The organism is Blautia luti, from assembly GCF_033096465.1.
Taxonomy (GTDB): Bacteria; Bacillota; Clostridia; order Lachnospirales; family Lachnospiraceae; genus Blautia_A; species Blautia_A luti.
The window spans coordinates 811,626-830,210 of sequence record NZ_AP028156.1; the positions used below are offsets into that span (position 1 = coordinate 811,626).

The window sequence follows — 18,585 nt, forward strand, 5'->3', positions numbered from 1 at the left end:
CGGTTTTAAAGCACAGGAGGGGAAACATACTCATAAATGTGCTGATAAAAAGTTTCTGACATCATTATATAAGGGAACGAAAAAAAGGTCAATTTTAATATGTAACATTTGCGGAAGATACGTGTTATATTGATAGAAAGAAAAAGGAGAGGGGGGAGTGCTCATGGACAGGGATATATTGCGGCAGTTTTACCGGCGGTATTCACGGGAGATTTATCTGTATCTTTACTCGTTGTGTAAAAGCAGAGAGACAGCTGAAGATCTGATGCAGGAAGTATTCTTGAAAGCACTTCTTTCCCTTCCTGATCAGAATGAGAATCTTCGTGCATGGCTGTACAAGGTGGCGAGAAACGCCTGCTTTAATGAACTGCGGAACAGGAAAAGGGAAGTGGAAATGGATCCTGCTGCGGAGGCTGATGTCTATGCAGCAGAAGCAGTGGAAAAAAAACAGGACAGTCTGTCAGACATACTGATCCGAAATGAGCAGAAAAAAATGTTATATGAAGCAATGCTGAAACTCCCGGACAGGCAGAGGGAGATCCTGGAATTATTTTATTTTTCGGAAATGAGTATGAAACAGATCGCAGAGATCATGAAACTGACACCGCAGAATGTGCGGGTTCTTGCGTACAGAGCGAAGAAACAGCTTCGGGAGTATATGGAGGTGAAGGAATATGAGTTATAGGGAAAAACTTGAAAAGTATAAAAAGAATCAGCTTCCAGAAGAGGAAAAAAAGAAAGTAGAAGATGAGATTGAGAAAGCAGAGGCCATCAATGAATATCTTGCAGATAAACTGGAAGAGGAACTGATAGAAGATGACGAAGCCTTTCAGGACGGGAACGAGGAGAATACATTTCGCGAAGAAAAAGACAGCAGGATGGAGGAAAAAGAAGCGCAGTTTGAGGAATATGTAAAAAAGTCCATCCACCGTATTTTTCGAAAAATATCTGTAGGAACAGGGGCAGTGCTCCTTGTGGCCCTTTTATTTGTACAGTTCGGACTTTCCCCGCTGGTATCTTTGTTTTATTATAATCCGGCGAAGCAGATTAAGGTGAAAATGGAATCCGACGGCGATTCGGAGAGCTGGGAAAGTTCGGAGTCTCAGTTTGGAATTGATTTTGGAATCTTTTCAGAACTTACGATGCCGTGCAGGAGTACAGATTCTGCTCAGGCGGTTTCTCAGGGATATGGAAATTACTATTTTCAGATCAATCCAACCATCGGATATGGGACGCAAAGCCGTCAGGGGATTGCAGGACAAATCAAAAGAGGAAAAATGCAAGCGTATACTCCCGGGTATTTTCAGTCTGTACAGGACAATTATTTTATAGCATATGGATTGGACAGAACTAAAGATTTCCGGGAGCAGATAGAGAATTCCGTGACAGATTATGGTGATTATTCGGTGAGCACAAGTCAATGGGTTTACGCATCTTTAGAGGAGGGGGAGGAAGCTGTCAGGAGTCTGGATAAAGAGGGGTTTTATTATACCTATGTTTCTTTTGACCAGACACTGTCCTTCGAAGAAGTTGATCAATTGATGGAAAAACTGCAGAATGATGTTTCTGTTATGGGAAATCCATGGATTGCAGTGTATGCTTCCGAAGGAGATTATATGAGAACCTTGGGATATGATTATGAGAATACCAAGAATAATATATGGAAAGTCCCTGCTGAGTATAATCAGGGGTATCCTGAACTCTCACTTTTCAGTAAAAACAGTTATTCCGATGAAGCGTATGAAGAGGCACAGGCAAAGTTAAAGGATGAGAAAGCCATGACGCAGCACATGGTCAGCATGCTCCGGTATATGGCAGACCAGAAGAAATTTACAACAATGATGGAAAAGATATCAGGGAGTGATAGAAACTGGTCACTGGCAGCAGATTATATTGAAGAGAATGGGTTGAAATCCTACGGGTTCGTGTGTGTGACTACCAAAGCGGATATGGAGAAGATGCTGATGGAAGACCATATCCTCGGCATTGCAGTAGAAGCATGGAAATAAAAAATAAGAATAAAAAATCCTGCCACGGAGCAGGAAAAATAAAAGCGGAGATGGAGGGATTTGAACCCTCGCACCGGTTGCCCGGCCTACCGCATTTCGAGTGCGGACCCTTCAGCCACTTGGGTACATCTCCATATTAAGATGAAAAACAGTTCCGCGGAATAACCGGAACTGTTTTTTATTATATAAGGAATTAGTGAAAAGGTCAAATCTTTTTTTATTGACGAATTGCTCTCACTGTAATAAGATAATAACAAAATGCGGTTGTTTACCCTGTGGATAAAGCGATTTTTGTCCAAGGCAGGGAAGCAGCTGCGAGGAAAGCGGACAGGTGACCATCATGACAGATAAGAAGAAAACGATTCTGGAAGCTGTGGAGAAGCTGACAGATACTTACCGTAAAGAAGAACTTTTTCTGGGAAAAGACAGAGGACGTCTTCCGAATAAGAAAGAGATCATCGATTTTATTAAAGATATGAGATCCATTATCTTTCCAGGATATTTCAGTGTAGATTCCAGTGCCAGTGTGTTCCCGGAACATTATGTGGCATATCGCCTGAATGATTTGTACGACTGCTTACAGGAGCAGATCGAGATTGCATTTTTATATCAGGGAGAAGAAGAGCAGAAGGCGAAAGAACATGCAGAGAAGATCACAGAGAAATTCTTCACCAGTATGCCGGAGATCCAGCGTATGTTATTAACTGATCTGCAGGCGGGATTTGACGGCGACCCGGCAGCCAAGAGTAAAGAAGAGATCATTTTCTCCTATCCTGGATTTTATGCGATTTATGTATACAGACTTGCACATGTTCTTTATCAGGAGAATGTGCCGTTTATTCCAAGGATCATGTCTGAGTATGCCCATGGTTATACAGGCATTGATATCAACCCGGGGGCAACCATCGGAGAATATTTCTTTATTGACCATGGAACCGGTGTTGTAGTTGGTGAGACTACAGAGATCGGAAAGAACGTGAAGCTGTATCAGGGTGTGACACTGGGTGCGCTTTCTACCCGTCAGGGACAGCTGCTTGCCAATGTGAAGAGACATCCGACGATCAGAGACAATGTGACGATCTACTCGAACTCTTCTGTACTTGGAGGTGAAACTGTGATCGGTGAGAATACGATCATTGGAGGTAACACCTTCATTACAGAGTCCATTCCGGCAAACACCAAGGTCAGTGCCAAGAGCCCTGAACTTGTGATCAAGAAACCGAGAAGTGCAGTGGAAACTACGAATGTGTGGGACTGGGAGAACTGATCCTGAGTGGTGACATAAATAAAACTATCCTGCCAGGCATCAAGCCGACTGCTTTGATGCCTGTGCAGGATAGTTTCTTATTTTTATAAGGAATTTTTCAGCAGTTTATTCCATTTCTTGACAGCAGAAGGATTCATCTTTAATTTCTTGCGGTCATAAGTGAGCAGTCCGTTGGTCTCTTCTTCAATATCTGAAAGCTGTGTATAAATCGTGGCAGAATATCCTTTTTTTACAGAAGGGATGATGGTATCTTTCATCAAACCGACGAAGCCGTCGGTGAGCTCTTTACTGTTTTTGAAGTTCTTATATCCATAAATATTGCGGCAGGCACTGTGCTCCGGAATGCGCAGAGAATAGCCGCCGAATTCAGAGAGTGCAAGTACACGCTCTGATCTGGGGATGGGAAGTCCCAGAAAATAATAATGCAGACTGTTGATATCTCCGCAGTCCTGATCGAACCATCCGCTGGCAGAATCTACCAGGCGGGAAGGATCCAGTCTGTGGATAAAATCTGTAACTTTTTTCGTAGAAAACTGTCCCCATCCTTCATTGAACGGGATCCAGGTGACAATGGAAGGGTGGTTGTACAGTGTTTTTATCATATCCCGGAGCTCATAGATATATTCCTGGCGGCCGTCTTCATCTGTACGGGAGAGAAGGTGTGCATGAACATCTTTTACCGGAATCCGTGCCCAGTTCAGCAGAGTGGCGAGATAGGTGACGAACCAGTGCTGGTAATCAGAGCCGCCGTTGGGCATATCCTGCCATACCAGCATTCCCATACGGTCGCAGTGGAAATACCAGCGGTCAGCCTCGATCTTGCCATGTTTGCGAAGCATATTGAAGCCAAGGGTTTTCATGGCACAGATGTCATGGATCAGTGCTTCGTCAGAGGGTGCAGTATAAAGTCCATCCGGCCAATAGCCCTGATCCAGCACGCCGTTCTGGAAATAAGGCTGGTCGTTGAGGAAGAAGCGTGGATATCCGTCAGCTGCCGTCTGGACGTTGCATTTGCGAAGGGCAAAGTAGCCCAGAACACGGTCTTCGCCATATTCGAGAGAATAAGGATAGAGCCAAGGTTCTTCCGGGGTCCAGGATTTCTGCGCGCTTTCCGGAATGGGAATAGCAGATTCCTTTCCAGGGAGCAAAGCAGCAGAAGTAATCTCTTCGTGCAGTAAATCGTCTGTAAGTCCCTCTGATTCCAGAAAAACAGGGGGATAAATTCTGCAGGTGATTGCATTCTGATCTTGCGCAGAAGCGGTACGAACTCTCATGCGGATCTTTTTTTTATCATAATCCGGAGTGGTGCGGATGTCTTTGATGTATTTATCTGGTACAATTTCCATCCATACAGTCTGCCAGATCCCGCTCTGGGCAGTGTAGAACATCCCGCCCCGTTCCAGCTGCTGTTTTCCCCTGGCATGGTAAGAAGTATCACTGAAATCGTGTACACTGATGAGGATAGAAACAGTCAGGTCTTCTGCGATAAAGTCCGTGATATCTACAGTAAATGGCAGATATCCCCCCTTATGGTAAGCCACGAATTTACCGCCTATATATACGCTGCAGATCTGGTCAACAGCTCCGAAATGAAGAAGAAGCCGCTGGCTGTTCACATCCAGACAGCCTTCTGGGAGCTGGACTACGCGGGAATACCACAGGACTTCATCTGGCAGAAGCTGTCTGTTTACCTGAGAAAGGGGTACTTCCGGTGAAAATGGAACCAGGATCTGTCCGTCAAAGGGGAAGTATTCATTTTCATAAAACTGATGTGGCAGAATTCGTTTGTCTGTGATCAGATAATCCCACATACCATTCAGATTGATCCAGTGTTTTCGCTTCATACCAGGACGTGGGTATTCTTTTAATGTCTCTCCCTGGGCTGCTGCTTCAGTCCAGATGGTTTTCAGTTTTTTCAATATATCAGGTCCTCCTTCTGAGTATAAGATCAATGGAAAGTATAAAAACGGGTACATATATAACCTTATTATACATGAAAAACAACAGTTTGTGAGGGGAAAAGAAGAAAAGAAATACGGGATAATTGTCTGAAAGAGACTAAATTGTACATGCTATTAAAAAAATAGAAAAAATTTAAATTTAGTGTTGACAAATGAAGATTCATCATATATACTAATCTTCGTTGATGCGGCAGAGATGCACAGACAACTGTGCGGGTGTAGTTCAATGGTAGAACACCAGCCTTCCAAGCTGGATACGTGGGTTCGATTCCCATCACCCGCTTATGCGATAGTGGCGTAGTTGGTAACGCGCGACCTTGCCAAGGTCGAGACCGCGGGTTCGAGCCCCGTCTATCGCTCTTTTAACTGAATATCTGCGGGTGTAGTTCAATGGTAGAACACCAGCCTTCCAAGCTGGATACGTGGGTTCGATTCCCATCACCCGCTTGTGCGATAGTGGCGTAGTTGGTAACGCGCGACCTTGCCAAGGTCGAGACCGCGGGTTCGAGCCCCGTCTATCGCTCTTGAGACTTCGGATTTTCCGGAGTCTTTTTTGTATGCATGAGAAATAAAAAGCAGGAGAGCACACCGGGATGCTCTCCTGTCTCAGGAAGGATTAAAGAGTATTGTCTTTGATATCAGGATTCTTCAGAGGCTGTATCTGAATCACCGTAAAAAGTAAGAAGATAAAGTCCGCAGATCCCCACCAGACCATAGATGATCCTGGAGATCCAGCTCATGCTTCCGAAAAGCAGTGCTACCAGATTCAGATTAAAAAAGCCGATGAGGCCCCAGTTTACAGCCCCAATAATGGCAATAGTCAGTGCTGTATATCGTAAACATTTATTTCCCATAAGTCACCATCCTTTCATCCATCCGTGATATTCTACAGTGTGCGCAGTGTGAAAAAAAATATGCACAATTTTCAAAAATAATCATGAAAACTGTGCATAGTGTTTCTCTGCCAGAGAGAGCAGAACTTATTTTACTTTCAGGATCTGGCTTGCGGTGGCATCTTCGTCGAAAGAGAATGCTTCCTGAACCTGTACGGTCACGTCACTTTCATCTGTGAGAGTAAATGCCTGGCATACCGTAACTGTCTGTTCCGGCTGGATCTCGGCAGTGTAATGATCAATGGCATCATCATTGTTCTCCGGGATTGCTGCGTCGCAGACTTCTCCGTGCTGATAAGCTTTCAGATTAACATCTACCATTGCACTGGATGCTGAGGAAGAATGATTGGTGTAATCATAGTAGATCATAATACAGGGGTTACCTGCGAAATCCTTGGTGATGGTGTGTTTTTTGTACTTGATGGTGAACTTGTCAGTGGTCAGGTTCAAAGTGTCGGATTCTGTGGCTTCCGGTGAGGAGGATGAACTGCTGTCATTGTCCATATTATTGAGGGAATTGTTGATCTCGTCCTCTACACTCTTGAAGTTGGCTGACATGATCTTTACGGTAGCATCATCCAGAGAAACGATCTTCCAGCCTTCATTTGTCTTGATCAGCGGATAGATGATATCTGCTTCTGAGAATTCATCTTTTTCACTGCTCTTTGCTTTTTCGTTCAGGATGGATGCCAGTTTTTCCTGGGTTTCTTCTTCACTGAGCTGAGCTCCGGAATAAGCACTGGCTACGATCTGGCGAAGGAATTCCGTGATGGTTTCCTTATAAATGTTCGTGCCGTCCACATAAGTGATATGTGCTGTAACAGAGGCGGTTCCGTTCTGGATATCGAATCTGTTTCCGGTGATCTTATAGGTCATTTTCTGGTTGATCGCTGTGAAGAAATCTGTATATGCTGCATTGCGGATGTCTGCGTTATCAAGGGCTGAGAGATCGCTGCTCTGAAGCAGGGATTCCATTGTGGTAAAGTCCATTTTCTGCATGCTGTCCAGGAACTGTTCGGCAGTTTTTTTCGGCTGCTGGCGCTGATACAGATAGAATGCAGTCCCGCCTGCCACTGCCAGTACCAGGATCACGAGAATAACGATCAGACCGGCATGGCTTTTTTTATTTTTTTTACTCATGGTTCCTCCTGTCTTAGTAAGGTATATCAATTATTTCGTTTACGGGTTTATTATAGCAGAATGCGTTGACATTGGCAAATTTCTTCTATTATAATAAAAAGAAAGGAGTGGCAGAGAAAATGAAATATGAGAGTTCTTTTAAATCAGAAGCAGACGGTCTGGAAATCTCCATTATGGCAGTTCTGCCGGATCAGAAGCCTTACAGGGCAGTTATCCAGCTGGTTCACGGCATGAGCGAGCATAAAGAAAGATATCTTCCATTTATGAAATTCCTGGCGAAACAGGGTTATGTGACGGTGATCCATGATCACAGAGGCCATGGAAAAAGCGTAAAATACCAGCAGGATCTGGGATATACATACGGAGGCGGAGCGAATGCTATGCTTCAGGATATCGGAACAGTGAACCGTAAAATACATGTACATTTCCCGGATCTGCCGGTGATCCTGATGGGACACAGTATGGGATCTCTGGCTGTACGTGCCTATGTGGCAGAACATGACAGCACGGTGGATATGCTGATTGTGTGCGGTTCTCCCAGCAATAACCCGGCCAGACCACTGGGAGTGGCAGTTGCCAGGATGGAGAAGGCTGTTCTGGGACCGAGACACAGAAGCTGGCTGATAGAGGGGCTGTCTTTCGGCACAGGTGTGATGAGATTCCGCAAAGATAAAACCTGTACAGCCTGGATCTGTTCTGACTCGGAAGTTGCCAGAGAATATAAAGAATCGGAACTTTGCGGATTCACTTTCACAGATGATGCTTATCTGGCGCTGTTTGATCTGATGAAGCGGGCCTATGATGCAGAACATTATTCCTGCACCAATCCGAAGATGCCGGTGCTGTTTGTAAGCGGAGCAGAAGATCCATGCATGATCAATGTGCGGCATTTCGCAAAGGCAGTGCAGAATATGCGCCATGCAGGATATCTGGATGTAAAGGGCAAACTTTATCCGGGAATGCGCCATGAGATCCTGAATGAGAAGAATAAAGAACAGGTTTATCATGACATTGCAGTATATTTAAAGAAAAAAGGATTCTGAAACCGAATAAAAAACTGAATAAAAAAACATCCGGGATCTCATAATAAATTTGAACACAGAAATGAAAAGGAGAGACTTGATGTTTCGAAAAGGGATTTTTTTCCTGATCCTGACAGGGCTGTTGCTTTGTGCCGGGTGCGCGGGCAGGAGACCAGCAGAACAGGGGGAATTGGTACGTATGGAGGCTGTCGGAGAAAATCCGGCGGTCTTTTTGCTTTACGCAGATGTGAAAAAATGGTAATATTATATTCGGGCAATTTAAAAATATAAAAACAGGAGGTTTTTACTTATGGAGGAACAGAAAAAAGAAAACCTGCCGGAGAATACTGAGGCAGAGAATTCTTTGGAAGATACATCAGAAGCGCAGAAGGCTGCACAGCCTGCAGGCAGATCCTTTCTCTGGATGCTGGCTGGAGTTTATCTTCTGTATACAGGCTACAGTCTGGCAGCAGCTGTTATCAGAGGAGAAGAAGGTGCCACACCCATTTTCCTGCTGATTGGAATCGTATTTCTGATCATTGGAGCAGGCCTGGTGTTTACAGGAGGAAAGAATCTTCTGAAGGCTAATAAGATGAAACAGGAACTGGAAGCAGGAAAATCAGCTGGTATGGCAGGTGCAGAAGCAGCAGCCGGCGGAGAACTGAAAACAGAAGAACAGCCTGCAGCCCAGAAGAAAATGAGCATTGCAGACAGAGCGAATCTGGCGAAGAGACTGGATGAGGAAGAAGCTTCATCAGAAGAGGAAGAAGAGAATCAGAAATGAAAATCGTAAAGATGTTATTGAAACCTTTTTCTTTCGTACCTGCACTTCTTATGATGTATGTGATCTTTTCGTTTTCCGCGCAGACCGGAGAAGTATCCGGTGACCTGAGCTATAAGATCAGTTATAAGATCGTGGAGACCAAGAATGAACTGTTTAATGAAAACAAAAGCCCTGAGGAGCTTTCCTGTGCGGCGGATGGAATTCATCATTATGTAAGAAAAGCAGCGCATATGACAGAGTATTTCCTGCTGGCAGTTGCCATTTCTTTTCCATTGTATGTGTACGGTGTGAGGGGAATCTGGCTGATGATCCTGGCAGGGATCGTATGTGTGGGATTCGCGGGGCTGGATGAATATCACCAGTCTTTCGTGGACAGCCGTACTCCCTCTGTGAAGGATGTGGGGATAGACAGCATAGGAGCCATGATCGGTGTTCTGTTGGTACAGGCATTCTGTTGGTCCGCACTGAACAGCCCGGTAAAGAAAAAGAAGAAAAAACGAAAATAAAAAACTGCGGTACTTTTTACATCACAGTGAGAGGATGTAAGAGGTATCGCAGTTTTTTGGTACAGGAAATTGCAGCAGTCTCGAATGCCGGGATCAGCGGGTCAGCTGTGCAGATCCTGCGCGGACATGGCGGAGGAAAATATCTCTGATGGATGGAAGTTCTCCCAGTCCCTGCAGGGTACAGGAAATCTGGAATCCCTCTTTTTCCAGAATGCTTTTCCAGGAATCTTCATCCTCACCTGCCATATCGTTGGAAGCATGGTCACCGGCTACGATCATGAAAGGTGCCAGATGTACGTGGGCAGGATGAATGGTTCGTAATTCTTCAAGGAAGGTTTCCAGGGAGAAATCACCCTCCACAGTTCTTATATGGATATTCGGGCAGCCGGACTCTTTAAAGAGGCGGTCCATTTCCGGGTAGAGTTCGTTGGCGATGTGTTCTGTCCCGTGTCCCATAAGAAGCAGGAGATCTTCTGGTGCAGGATGATATTCCCGGATCAGTGCCTGACAGACTTCTTCTTCGTCCTGCTGTGTTACGATGAGGGAGTCACAGATCACGATGGAATCAAAATCTTTTTCAGATGCCAGGACTTCTTTTTTCATGGCGTCACTCTCAAATCCTGTGATCACATAAGTCGGCTGTACGATCACGTTTCGGATCCCGTCATTTTTCATCTGTATCATGGCTTCTGCAATATCCATGATGTGGGTCCCGTCACGTTTCTTAAGTTTGGCCCGGATCCTGGGGCTGGTCCATGCACGGTAGCAGGGAAGATCCGGGAAGGCCTGCTGGATATCTTTTTCAATCTTTTCTATGGTTTTCTTGCGGGTTTCCGGGTAGCTTGTTCCGAAGCTGATCACCAGAACCGCAGTTTTTTCAGGTATAGGCATTGGTATTCTCCTTAATAATTGGCATATTATGCGCACTCGTGCTTCATTATACAGGGGAAAAATCGAAAACTCAAGAACAGTAGAAAAATTTTTTTATGAATGCTATAATGGAGTTACTGTTCACAGGTCAATGGTATTTAGATAATCTATACCCTTAAGACTAACTAAGGATATAGATTATCTAAATACCATTGCGGAGTGAACAGTAATATAATGTCAGGAGATAAAGATAAAAAAGGAGCCATCCATAAAAATGCAGAATGAAAAATTACCGAAATTAAGAGAAGGAAGGGTCCACGGGACAAAGGATTTTCCATGCGCCATTTACTGGACCGGTTCCAGAAAAAAAGGAATCATGGTGCAGCACCACTGGCATGAGGAAATTGAGATCATTTATTTTTCTGGTGGAGAATTCTGTGTGGAGATCAATATCGAGAAATACAGGATCAGCGGAGAATGTATTTTCTTTATCAATCCAGGAGAACTGCACAGCATTTCGGTAGAGAAGGACGGAGAATGTATGGAGGATGCAGTTGTTTTTCACATGGATATCTTGAACTTCGCTTCTTCCATGGATCAGGTACAGACCAGACTGCTGCAGCCGATCCAGAATGGCAGGCTTCTGTTTCCGCGATGTATTGAAACTGAGAGTCCGGCTTTTAAAACAGTAAGGGATGCTTTTCTGAATATCCAGAATGCTTTCGGCAGATCATGCACAGGAGAGGGGATTTGCGACGGGCAGGCCGTGACAGAGGATATTACCTGTCAGCTGGCTGTCAAAGCGTCCCTTCTGCGTATCCTGACGGTACTGTCTGCCAATAGAATGTTTACAGAAACCAGTAGGAACAATGACCGGAGGATCGAGACCATCAAAAAGGCCATCGGATATATCCAGGACAATTATAAGGAAAAAATCTATATCCGGGATCTGGCAGACCTGATCGGGATGAACGAGCAGTATTTCTGCCGCTTTTTCAAGAAAGCCATCGGTCGTTCTCCTATTGAGTATGTAAATGAGTACAGGATAAAAAAAGCAAGACATTATCTGGAAGAAACAGACCTGACGGTAATGGAGATCTGTCTGGAATGTGGTTATAACAATCTGGGAAATTTTCTCCGGGAATTCCGCAGATACACAGACACCACACCCTTACAGTACCGTAAAAGGTCATGATTTCGTATTTTTTTATCAAATAAAAGTAAGACGTAAGGGAAATATGCATTTATAATATAGTTCAGTTAAAACGATCGAAAAGACGAAATATAACGTAAGATCAGATTACGGAGGACTATAAAAATGATAAAAAAATGGTGGAATGACAAAGTTGCATATCAGATTTACCCGAAGAGTTTCTGCGATACGAACGGCGACGGGATCGGGGATCTGCGGGGTGTGATCAGCAAGTTGGATTATTTAAAGGATCTGGGGGTGGATATCGTCTGGCTGTCTCCCTGCTATAAATCCCCGCTGGCTGACCAGGGCTATGATATTTCAGATTATTATGATATTGATCCGCGTTTCGGAACCATGGAAGATATGGATGAACTGATCGCGGAAGCGAAGAAGAGAGATATGTACATCCTGATGGATCTGGTTGTAAACCATTGTTCCGATGAACATGAATGGTTCAAAAAAGCCTGTGAAGATCCTGATGGAAAGTACGGAAAATATTTTTACCTGAGAGATAAGAAAGAAGGGGAACTGCCGACCAACTGGCGCTCCTATTTCGGTGGTCCTGTATGGGAGGATCTGCCTGGAACCAATAAGCAGTATCTCCATGTATTCCATAAGAAACAGCCGGATCTGAACTGGGAGAATCAGGAAGTAAGAGAGGAAGTTTACAAAAATATCAACTGGTGGCTGGACAAAGGTTTGGGTGGTTTCCGTATCGATGCCATCATCAATATCAAGAAGGCACTTCCCCTGCACGATTATGAACCGGACAGAGAAGACGGTTTAAGCAGCATCCACAAGATGCTGGAGGAAGCTACAGGGATCGGAGAATTTCTGAGTGAGATGAGAGACCGGACTTTTAAGAAGTATGATGCTTTTTCCGTAGGGGAAGTCTTTAATGAAAAGCCGGAGGAGATTCCGGATTTCATCGGAGAGAACGGATATTTTTCCAGTATGTTTGATTTCAATGAAACGATCTGCGGAGGTTCTGATAAAGGCTGGTATGACTGCCGCAAGATCACTCCGGATGAGTACAAGAAGTGCTGTTTTGAGACCCAGGCGAAGATCGGAGATCAGGGAATGGTTTCCAATATTATCGAGAACCATGATGAACCACGTGGCGTAAGCCGTTACCTGCCGGATGGCGAATGCACAGAAGCGGGCAAAAAAATGCTGGGTGGATTAAACTTTATGCTTCGCGGCCTTCCGTTTATTTACCAGGGCCAGGAGATCGGAATGGAAAACGTAGAGTTCCAGTCTATTGAACAGGTGGATGATATTTCCACCCTGGATGAGTATAAAGTAGCTCTGGAAGCAGGGCTGTCACCGGAGGAAGCCTTAAAGAGTGTGGGAAGATTCAGCAGAGACAATGCCAGAACTCCGATGCAGTGGACAGACGGGGCCAATGCGGGCTTCACAAGTGGAAAACCATGGCTGGAAGTAAACTCCAACTATACAAGGATCAATGCAGAAGCACAGATGAAAGATCCGGATTCTGTATGGAATTTCTATAAGAAACTGATCGCACTGCGCAAGGATCCTGAATATAAAGAAACAGTTGTCTATGGTGCACTGAAGCCTGTATGGGAGGATGTACACAACCTGATGGCATATTACCGCAAAGGGGACCGGACACTTCTGGTAGTGGGAAATTACCAGAAAGGGCCTCAGAGCATCGAACTTTCCCATGGATACAAAAAGGTTCTGCTGAACAATTACCATGAGCTGTCTGAGAACGGAAATAAACTGATTCTTCAGGGATATCAGTTCCTGGTGCTGGAAGTATAAATTAAGAATAGAATATAAAGTTGTGAGAGAAGCCTCTTTTTATGGAGAACAGTTGCGTTTTCCATGAAAAGAGGTGCTTTTTTATGGAGAATTATGTCGCTGGCAGGATTCTTTTTACTTGTATGGATAGGGCAAATATTGTATGATAGTAGGAAAGGCGTAAGGTGAGAAAAATGAATCAGATACAGATTATTGTAAACAACGGCGCAGGAACGGGAAAAGCCTTTCAGGTGTGGAATGAAACCCAGAAATTACTGCGCAGATATAAAGTAAATTATACAGCCTATGCTACCAGATACCGGGGACATGCCACCAGACTGGCGGAGAAGATTTCCACAATGGAGGGAAAGGCCCAGGTTTATCTGATCGTGGTGGGAGGCGACGGCACCATCAATGAGGTGCTGAACGGAATCAGAGATTTTGACAGGGTACGTCTAGGAGTGATCCCTACAGGTTCGGGGAATGATTTCTGCAGAAATCTGAAGCTTCCCGGAACACCGGAGGAGAGTCTGCGACAGATCCTGGTGTGCATCCGCAGGGACCGCCAGGGCAAAGAACTTCTGCGGATCGATCTGGGACAGGTTACCTGGGAAGGCTGCAAAAAGCCCAGGATCTTCGGAATCAGTGCAGGGGTGGGACTGGATGCTCTTGTGTGTAAGAAGGCACTGGATTCCAGACTGAAACGGGTTTTAAACCGTCTGCATCTGGGTAAACTTACATATCTGGCTCTGACTGTGCAGTCATTATTTACTATGGAAACTGCCAACGGGAAGGTGATCACAGAGCACGGCGGCTACATCCTTCCGAAGATGATCTTCGCAGCATCCATGAACCTTCCGGCAGAGGGCGGCGGTGTCCCCATGGCACCGGAGGCATCCCCGAAGGATGGACTTTTATCTTTAAGCAGTGCATCGGGAATCGCCAAATGGCGGACATTTTTCCTTCTTCCATTGCTGGTTGCAGCGAAGCAGGAAGGAATCAAAGGATTTAATATCCGCGATGAGAAAAATTTCCGCATGGTTCTGGACAAACCCATGGTCCTTCATGCAGACGGAGAATATTGCGGGGATGTAAAACGGGCAGAATTTTGCTGCCTGGAGAAGAAACTGCAGTTGCTGCATAAAGACAATATGATCAAATAATACGAAACGGAGAGAATGAGACGATGAGTTACGCAGATGATGTTTTTATAAAAATGTGCCAGGACATCCTGGAGAACGGTACAAGCACGGAAGGTGAGAAAGTACGTCCCGTATGGGAAGACGGAACGCCTGCTTATACCATCAAGAAATTCGGCGTAGTAAACCGATATGATCTGAGAAAAGAATTTCCGGCCATGACACTGAGACGTACCGCATTAAAAAGCGCCATGGACGAAATCCTCTGGATCTGGCAGAAGAAGTCAAACAATATCAATGATCTCCACAGTCACATCTGGGACAGCTGGGCCGATGGGGACGGTTCCATTGGCAAGGCTTACGGATACCAGCTTGGTGTGAAGCATCAGTACAAAGAAGGTATGATGGATCAGGTTGACAGAGTACTCTACGATCTGAAAAACAATCCGTTCAGCCGCAGAATTATGACAAATATCTATGTACATCAGGATCTCCATGAGATGAATCTGTATCCCTGTGCCTATTCCATGACATTCAATGTAACACAGACACCGGGAAATGAGAAACTGACATTAAACGCGATCCTGAACCAGCGTTCCCAGGATATTCTTACAGCAAACAACTGGAATGTGTGCCAGTATGCAATCCTGCTTATGATGGTCGCCCAGGTATGTGATATGGAGGCAGGGGAACTGCTTCATGTGGTGGCTGACTGTCATATTTATGACCGCCATATCCCGGTAGTAAAAGAGATGATCAAGAGAAAACCATATCCGGCACCGATCGTGAAACTGAATCCGGAAGTGAAAGATTTCTATCAGTTTACAACAGATGATCTGATCGTTGAGAATTACGAGACATGGCCGCAGATCAAGAACATTCCGGTGGCCATCTGATCGTAAATGACAGTACAGATGATACAGAAGAAAGATATCAGGAGGAAAAAGAGATGAATTTAATCGTAGCAGTAGACCAGAACTGGGCAATTGGCAAAGACAACAAGCTTCTGGTAAGCATCCCGGCGGATATGAAAATGTTCCGTGAGGAAACTTCCGGGAAAGTAGTGGTTCTGGGAAGAAAAACTCTGGAAACTTTTCCAAACGGACTGCCATTAAAAAACAGAACCAACATTGTAATTACCAAGAATCCGGATTTCGATGGAAAAGGTGCCATTGTAGTCCACAGTATTGAAGAGGCACTGGAAGAGGTTAAGAAATATCCATCAGAAGATGTGTATTGTATTGGTGGTGACAGCATTTACAAACAGATGCTTCCATACTGTGATACAGCGCACGTGACCAGAATCGACTTCGCATATGAAGCAGACAGTTATTTCCCGAATCTGGATGAAGACGAGGACTGGGAGATCACGGCAGAGAGCGAGGAGCAGACATATTTTGATCTGGAGTACCAGTTTGTAAAATATGAGAGAAAGAAATAATGAATAAGAAATAAAAAATGCGCTGTGTTGTTAACACAAACACAGCGCGATTTTTTATTCGATCACTTTCAGCCATCCTTCCGGTGCCTGGATGCGGCCCATCTGGATTCCTGTTAATGTGTCGTAGAGTTTCTGGATAACCGGACCCATTTTCTCCATTCCGCTTGGGAAGCAGATCTCTTTGCCATGGTCAACGATCTTTCCAACAGGAGAGATAACTGCAGCAGTACCGCAGAGACCACATTCAGCGAAATCTTTTACTTCATCGAAGTATACTTCTCTTTCCTCAGCTTCTAATCCAAGGTATTCCTTAGCAACATAGATTAAGGAACGACGTGTGATAGAAGGAAGGATACTGTCAGACTTAGGTGTAACAACTTTGCCGTCTTTTGTAACGAAGATGAAGTTAGCACCGCCTGTTTCTTCTACTTTCGTACGTGTAGCTGCATCAAGATACATGTTCTCATCGAATCCGTTCTTGTGGGCATCTACGATTGCATGTAAGCTCATTGCATAGTTAAGACCAGCTTTGATATGACCTGTTCCATGAGGTGCAGCACGGTCAAAATCAGTGACACGGATTGTGATCGGCTTAGCGCCGCCCTTGAAGTATGGTCCTACAGGTGTGGTGAATACACGGAACATATACTCGTCAGCAGGTTTCACACCGATAACCGGGTTAGTACCCATCATGTAAGGACGAACATATAAAGTAGCTCCTGAACCATATGGTGGAACATATGCTGCGTTCGCTTTTACTGTCTGAACGATGGCATCAACGAAACGGTCTTCCGGGAATACAGGCATCTCAAGTCTCTTGGCTGAGTTTGCCATACGCTCTGCGTTTAAGTCAGGACGGAAAGTAACGATACGTCCGTCTTCTGTTGTGTAAGCTTTCATTCCTTCGAAAGCTGTCTGCGCATACTGGAAAACACCTGCACATTCGTTCAGTGTTACATTAGGATCTGTTGTCAGTTCCCCGGCATCCCATGCGCCATCTTTAAATTTAGATACATAACGATAATCAGTCTGTACGTAACCGAAGCCGATGTTGCCCCAGTCGATATTCTTTTTTTCCATAATGAATCTTTCCTCCGTTCACACATATTACAGTATTTTCAAGTGTGATTACTGTTTATCTCTTTACCATTGTAAAACTTTTGCTTGTTAACTTCAATGGGAAATTTTCAATTTCAGTAAAATTTTGGAGAAAAATAAAAAATACCGGGGAAAAAACGCCGGATTTCAAGTGGAACCAGCAGAAACGATGTGCCAGTCTTGTTTTTTATATTGGATTTCGCTATAATATGGAATAGAAAAATGGAGGTCAACATGAGCGAAAATTTTGACGAATTAGGAGAACTTGGAGACAGAATAAAAGAGATCATAGATACAGCGGTTTCCACGAAGGATTACAGGCAGATGACCGAGGATATTAAACAGACAGTAGGACAGACCATAAACAGTACGCTGAATTCTGCTGTTGATACCGGAAGTGAAGCTATCAGGAATGGTCTGAACAGTATGTTTGGTTCAGGAAATTCCGAGTATCATAATAAGACGAAAGAGTTTGAAGAACGACGCAGACGGGAACGTGAACAGGAACGAAAGAAGCAGGAAGAGGAGAAAGCGAAAGAGCGCATGCTGACTCTGTATGACAGGAATACAGGGGGAAGAATGAAAGGCATGATGCTTGCCATCTCCGGCGGTATCCTTGCCAGTGGCATGGGACTTGGCACACTGGTTCTGTCTATTTTCGGTACAGTGGGACATATGAGTTCCCTTGTGCTGGGTGGAACCTGTTTCCTGGCAGCAGGAGCACTGGCCGGGGTGGGACTTCTCACTGGCGGCATAAAAAAATTAGGAAAGCTGGAACGTTTCCAGAAATACATCGGCACACTGGGAACTCACACATACTGTAACTTCGAACAGCTCTCTGCAGCAGTAGGGAAACCTGTGAAATTTGTAAAAAAAGATGTAAAGAAAATGATCAGTGATGGGTGGTTCCGCCAGGGACATATTGATGCCCAGGAAACCTGTCTGATCACAAGCAACGAAACCTATCAGCAGTATACCCAGACCGCGAAGGCGTTGGAAGAGAAGAAACAGGAAGAAGAGAGACGTCAGGCAGACTTTTCCCCGGAGGTTCAGGAAGTTCTGGATAAGGGAAATGAATTTCTGGATAAGATCCATAAGAGCAATGATGCAATCCCGGGCGTAGAGATTTCTGCCAAGATTTCCAGAATGGAACTGATCGTGGAGAAAATTTTCGAGCGTGCACAGAAGCATCCGGAGATTATACCGGATCTGAAAAAGATGATGAATTATTATCTGCCAATGACTGTGAAACTGCTGGATGCGTACGAAGAAATGGACAGGATGCCGGTACAGGGGGAGAATATCAAGTCTTCGAAGAAAGAGATCGAGGATACACTGGATACCTTAAACCAGGCATTCGAGAAACTGCTGGATTCTGTATTCCAGGATACGGCATGGGATGTTTCCAGCGATATTTCCGTACTGCATACACTGCTGGCACAGGAAGGTCTGACAGATGATGATTTCGCGAAGATGAATAAATAAAAGCCTGA

Annotated in this window: 18 protein-coding genes and 5 tRNA genes; 17 read left to right on the forward strand and 6 right to left on the reverse strand. The window is 44.7% G+C overall.

All coding sequences use genetic code 11. From position 1 onward, the window contains the following. Positions 1 to 163 precede the first annotated feature (163 nt). Both R8695_RS03770 and R8695_RS03775 read left to right on the forward strand, forming a co-directional pair. Positions 164 to 685 carry an RNA polymerase sigma factor gene (locus tag R8695_RS03770; RefSeq protein WP_118510251.1) on the forward strand — a complete coding sequence of 174 codons (522 nt, stop codon included), beginning with the start codon at positions 164 to 166 and terminating at the stop codon, positions 683 to 685. Then, a complete protein-coding gene (locus R8695_RS03775) occupies positions 675 to 2,009 on the forward strand; it encodes an anti sigma factor C-terminal domain-containing protein (protein ID WP_154780723.1) in 1,335 nt (444 codons plus the stop codon). The genes R8695_RS03770 and R8695_RS03775 overlap by 11 nt, the downstream gene beginning before the upstream one ends. 45 nt (positions 2,010 to 2,054) lie before the next feature. Here the strand turns inward: R8695_RS03775 and R8695_RS03780 are convergent. Then, positions 2,055 to 2,142, reverse strand: a tRNA-Ser gene (locus R8695_RS03780). Positions 2,143 to 2,349: 207 nt separating this feature from the next. On the opposite strand from R8695_RS03780, the gene epsC reads away from it, so the two are divergent. Next, positions 2,350 to 3,276: a serine O-acetyltransferase EpsC gene (gene epsC / locus R8695_RS03785; RefSeq protein WP_118510249.1), complete on the forward strand. Its 927-nt coding sequence runs from the start codon at positions 2,350 to 2,352 to the stop codon at positions 3,274 to 3,276. Between the two features lie 83 nt (positions 3,277 to 3,359). Here the strand turns inward: epsC and R8695_RS03790 are convergent, their stop codons facing one another. Further along, positions 3,360 to 5,195, reverse strand: a complete 1,836-nt coding sequence (locus R8695_RS03790) for a glycoside hydrolase family 2 protein (protein ID WP_243139559.1) — start codon at positions 5,193 to 5,195, stop codon at positions 3,360 to 3,362. 254 nt (positions 5,196 to 5,449) lie between these two features. Here R8695_RS03790 and R8695_RS03795 point away from each other — a divergent pair. The 4 genes from R8695_RS03795 (at position 5,450) to R8695_RS03810 (ending at position 5,760) form a co-directional block, all read left to right on the forward strand. Continuing rightward, positions 5,450 to 5,520, forward strand: a tRNA-Gly gene (locus R8695_RS03795). Positions 5,521 to 5,523: 3 nt separating this feature from the next. Continuing rightward, positions 5,524 to 5,596 (forward strand) — tRNA-Gly (locus tag R8695_RS03800). 17 nt (positions 5,597 to 5,613) lie between these two features. Next, positions 5,614 to 5,684: transfer RNA gene (locus R8695_RS03805), tRNA-Gly, on the forward strand. Positions 5,685 to 5,687: 3 nt separating this feature from the next. Beyond that, a tRNA-Gly gene (locus R8695_RS03810) sits at positions 5,688 to 5,760 on the forward strand. 115 nt (positions 5,761 to 5,875) lie between these two features. Here R8695_RS03810 and R8695_RS03815 read toward each other — a convergent pair. After that, positions 5,876 to 6,091, reverse strand: a complete 216-nt coding sequence (locus tag R8695_RS03815; protein WP_118510183.1) for a DUF378 domain-containing protein — start codon at positions 6,089 to 6,091, stop codon at positions 5,876 to 5,878. Between the two features lie 126 nt (positions 6,092 to 6,217). Then, the gene (locus R8695_RS03820; RefSeq protein ID WP_118510181.1) at positions 6,218 to 7,270 is read right to left on the reverse strand and encodes a DUF5067 domain-containing protein; all 1,053 of its coding nucleotides are present in this window, start codon (positions 7,268 to 7,270) and stop codon (positions 6,218 to 6,220) included. 119 nt (positions 7,271 to 7,389) lie between these two features. Here R8695_RS03820 and R8695_RS03825 point away from each other — a divergent pair, with 119 nt between their 5' ends. The 4 genes from R8695_RS03825 to R8695_RS03840 all read left to right on the forward strand — a co-directional run bounded on the left by R8695_RS03825 (position 7,390) and on the right by R8695_RS03840 (position 9,582). Further along, the gene (locus R8695_RS03825; RefSeq protein ID WP_118510247.1) at positions 7,390 to 8,313 is read left to right on the forward strand and encodes an alpha/beta fold hydrolase; all 924 of its coding nucleotides are present in this window, start codon (positions 7,390 to 7,392) and stop codon (positions 8,311 to 8,313) included. A 79-nt stretch (positions 8,314 to 8,392) separates the two neighbouring features. Next, a complete protein-coding gene (locus tag R8695_RS03830; RefSeq protein WP_154780721.1) occupies positions 8,393 to 8,554 on the forward strand; it encodes a hypothetical protein in 162 nt (53 codons plus the stop codon). 48 nt (positions 8,555 to 8,602) lie between these two features. After that, positions 8,603 to 9,076, forward strand: coding sequence for a hypothetical protein (locus tag R8695_RS03835; protein WP_118510179.1), 474 nt, complete (start codon positions 8,603 to 8,605; stop codon positions 9,074 to 9,076). Continuing rightward, positions 9,073 to 9,582 carry a VanZ family protein gene (locus R8695_RS03840; protein ID WP_118510177.1) on the forward strand — a complete coding sequence of 170 codons (510 nt, stop codon included), beginning with the start codon at positions 9,073 to 9,075 and terminating at the stop codon, positions 9,580 to 9,582. Before R8695_RS03835 ends, R8695_RS03840 begins: the two co-directional genes overlap by 4 nt. A 93-nt stretch (positions 9,583 to 9,675) precedes the next feature. Here the strand turns inward: R8695_RS03840 and R8695_RS03845 are convergent, their stop codons facing one another. Next, positions 9,676 to 10,473, reverse strand: coding sequence for a sirohydrochlorin cobaltochelatase (locus R8695_RS03845; RefSeq protein ID WP_118510175.1), 798 nt, complete (start codon positions 10,471 to 10,473; stop codon positions 9,676 to 9,678). Positions 10,474 to 10,726: 253 nt separating this feature from the next. Between R8695_RS03845 and R8695_RS03850 the strand changes: the two genes are divergently transcribed. The 5 genes from R8695_RS03850 to R8695_RS03870 all read left to right on the forward strand — a co-directional run bounded on the left by R8695_RS03850 (position 10,727) and on the right by R8695_RS03870 (position 15,994). Further along, positions 10,727 to 11,647, forward strand: coding sequence for an AraC family transcriptional regulator (locus R8695_RS03850; protein WP_154780720.1), 921 nt, complete (start codon positions 10,727 to 10,729; stop codon positions 11,645 to 11,647). Positions 11,648 to 11,770: 123 nt separating this feature from the next. Then, positions 11,771 to 13,435: an alpha-glucosidase gene (locus R8695_RS03855; RefSeq protein ID WP_154780719.1), complete on the forward strand. Its 1,665-nt coding sequence runs from the start codon at positions 11,771 to 11,773 to the stop codon at positions 13,433 to 13,435. Between the two features lie 173 nt (positions 13,436 to 13,608). Next, positions 13,609 to 14,577: a diacylglycerol/lipid kinase family protein gene (locus tag R8695_RS03860; protein ID WP_154780718.1), complete on the forward strand. Its 969-nt coding sequence runs from the start codon at positions 13,609 to 13,611 to the stop codon at positions 14,575 to 14,577. 23 nt (positions 14,578 to 14,600) lie between these two features. Next, positions 14,601 to 15,449, forward strand: a complete 849-nt coding sequence (gene thyA / locus R8695_RS03865) for a thymidylate synthase (protein ID WP_118510167.1) — start codon at positions 14,601 to 14,603, stop codon at positions 15,447 to 15,449. Positions 15,450 to 15,502: 53 nt separating this feature from the next. Continuing rightward, entirely contained in the window at positions 15,503 to 15,994 is a 492-nt protein-coding gene (locus R8695_RS03870) for a dihydrofolate reductase (protein WP_118510245.1), read from the forward strand. A 54-nt stretch (positions 15,995 to 16,048) separates the two neighbouring features. On the opposite strand, the gene R8695_RS03875 is transcribed toward R8695_RS03870, so the two are convergent. Continuing rightward, entirely contained in the window at positions 16,049 to 17,074 is a 1,026-nt protein-coding gene (locus tag R8695_RS03875; RefSeq protein WP_154780717.1) for a branched-chain amino acid aminotransferase, read from the reverse strand. A gap of 252 nt (positions 17,075 to 17,326) precedes the next feature. Here R8695_RS03875 and R8695_RS03880 point away from each other — a divergent pair, with 252 nt between their 5' ends. Continuing rightward, positions 17,327 to 18,577, forward strand: coding sequence for a 5-bromo-4-chloroindolyl phosphate hydrolysis family protein (locus R8695_RS03880; protein WP_154780716.1), 1,251 nt, complete (start codon positions 17,327 to 17,329; stop codon positions 18,575 to 18,577). The last annotated feature ends 8 nt before the right edge of the window (positions 18,578 to 18,585 follow it).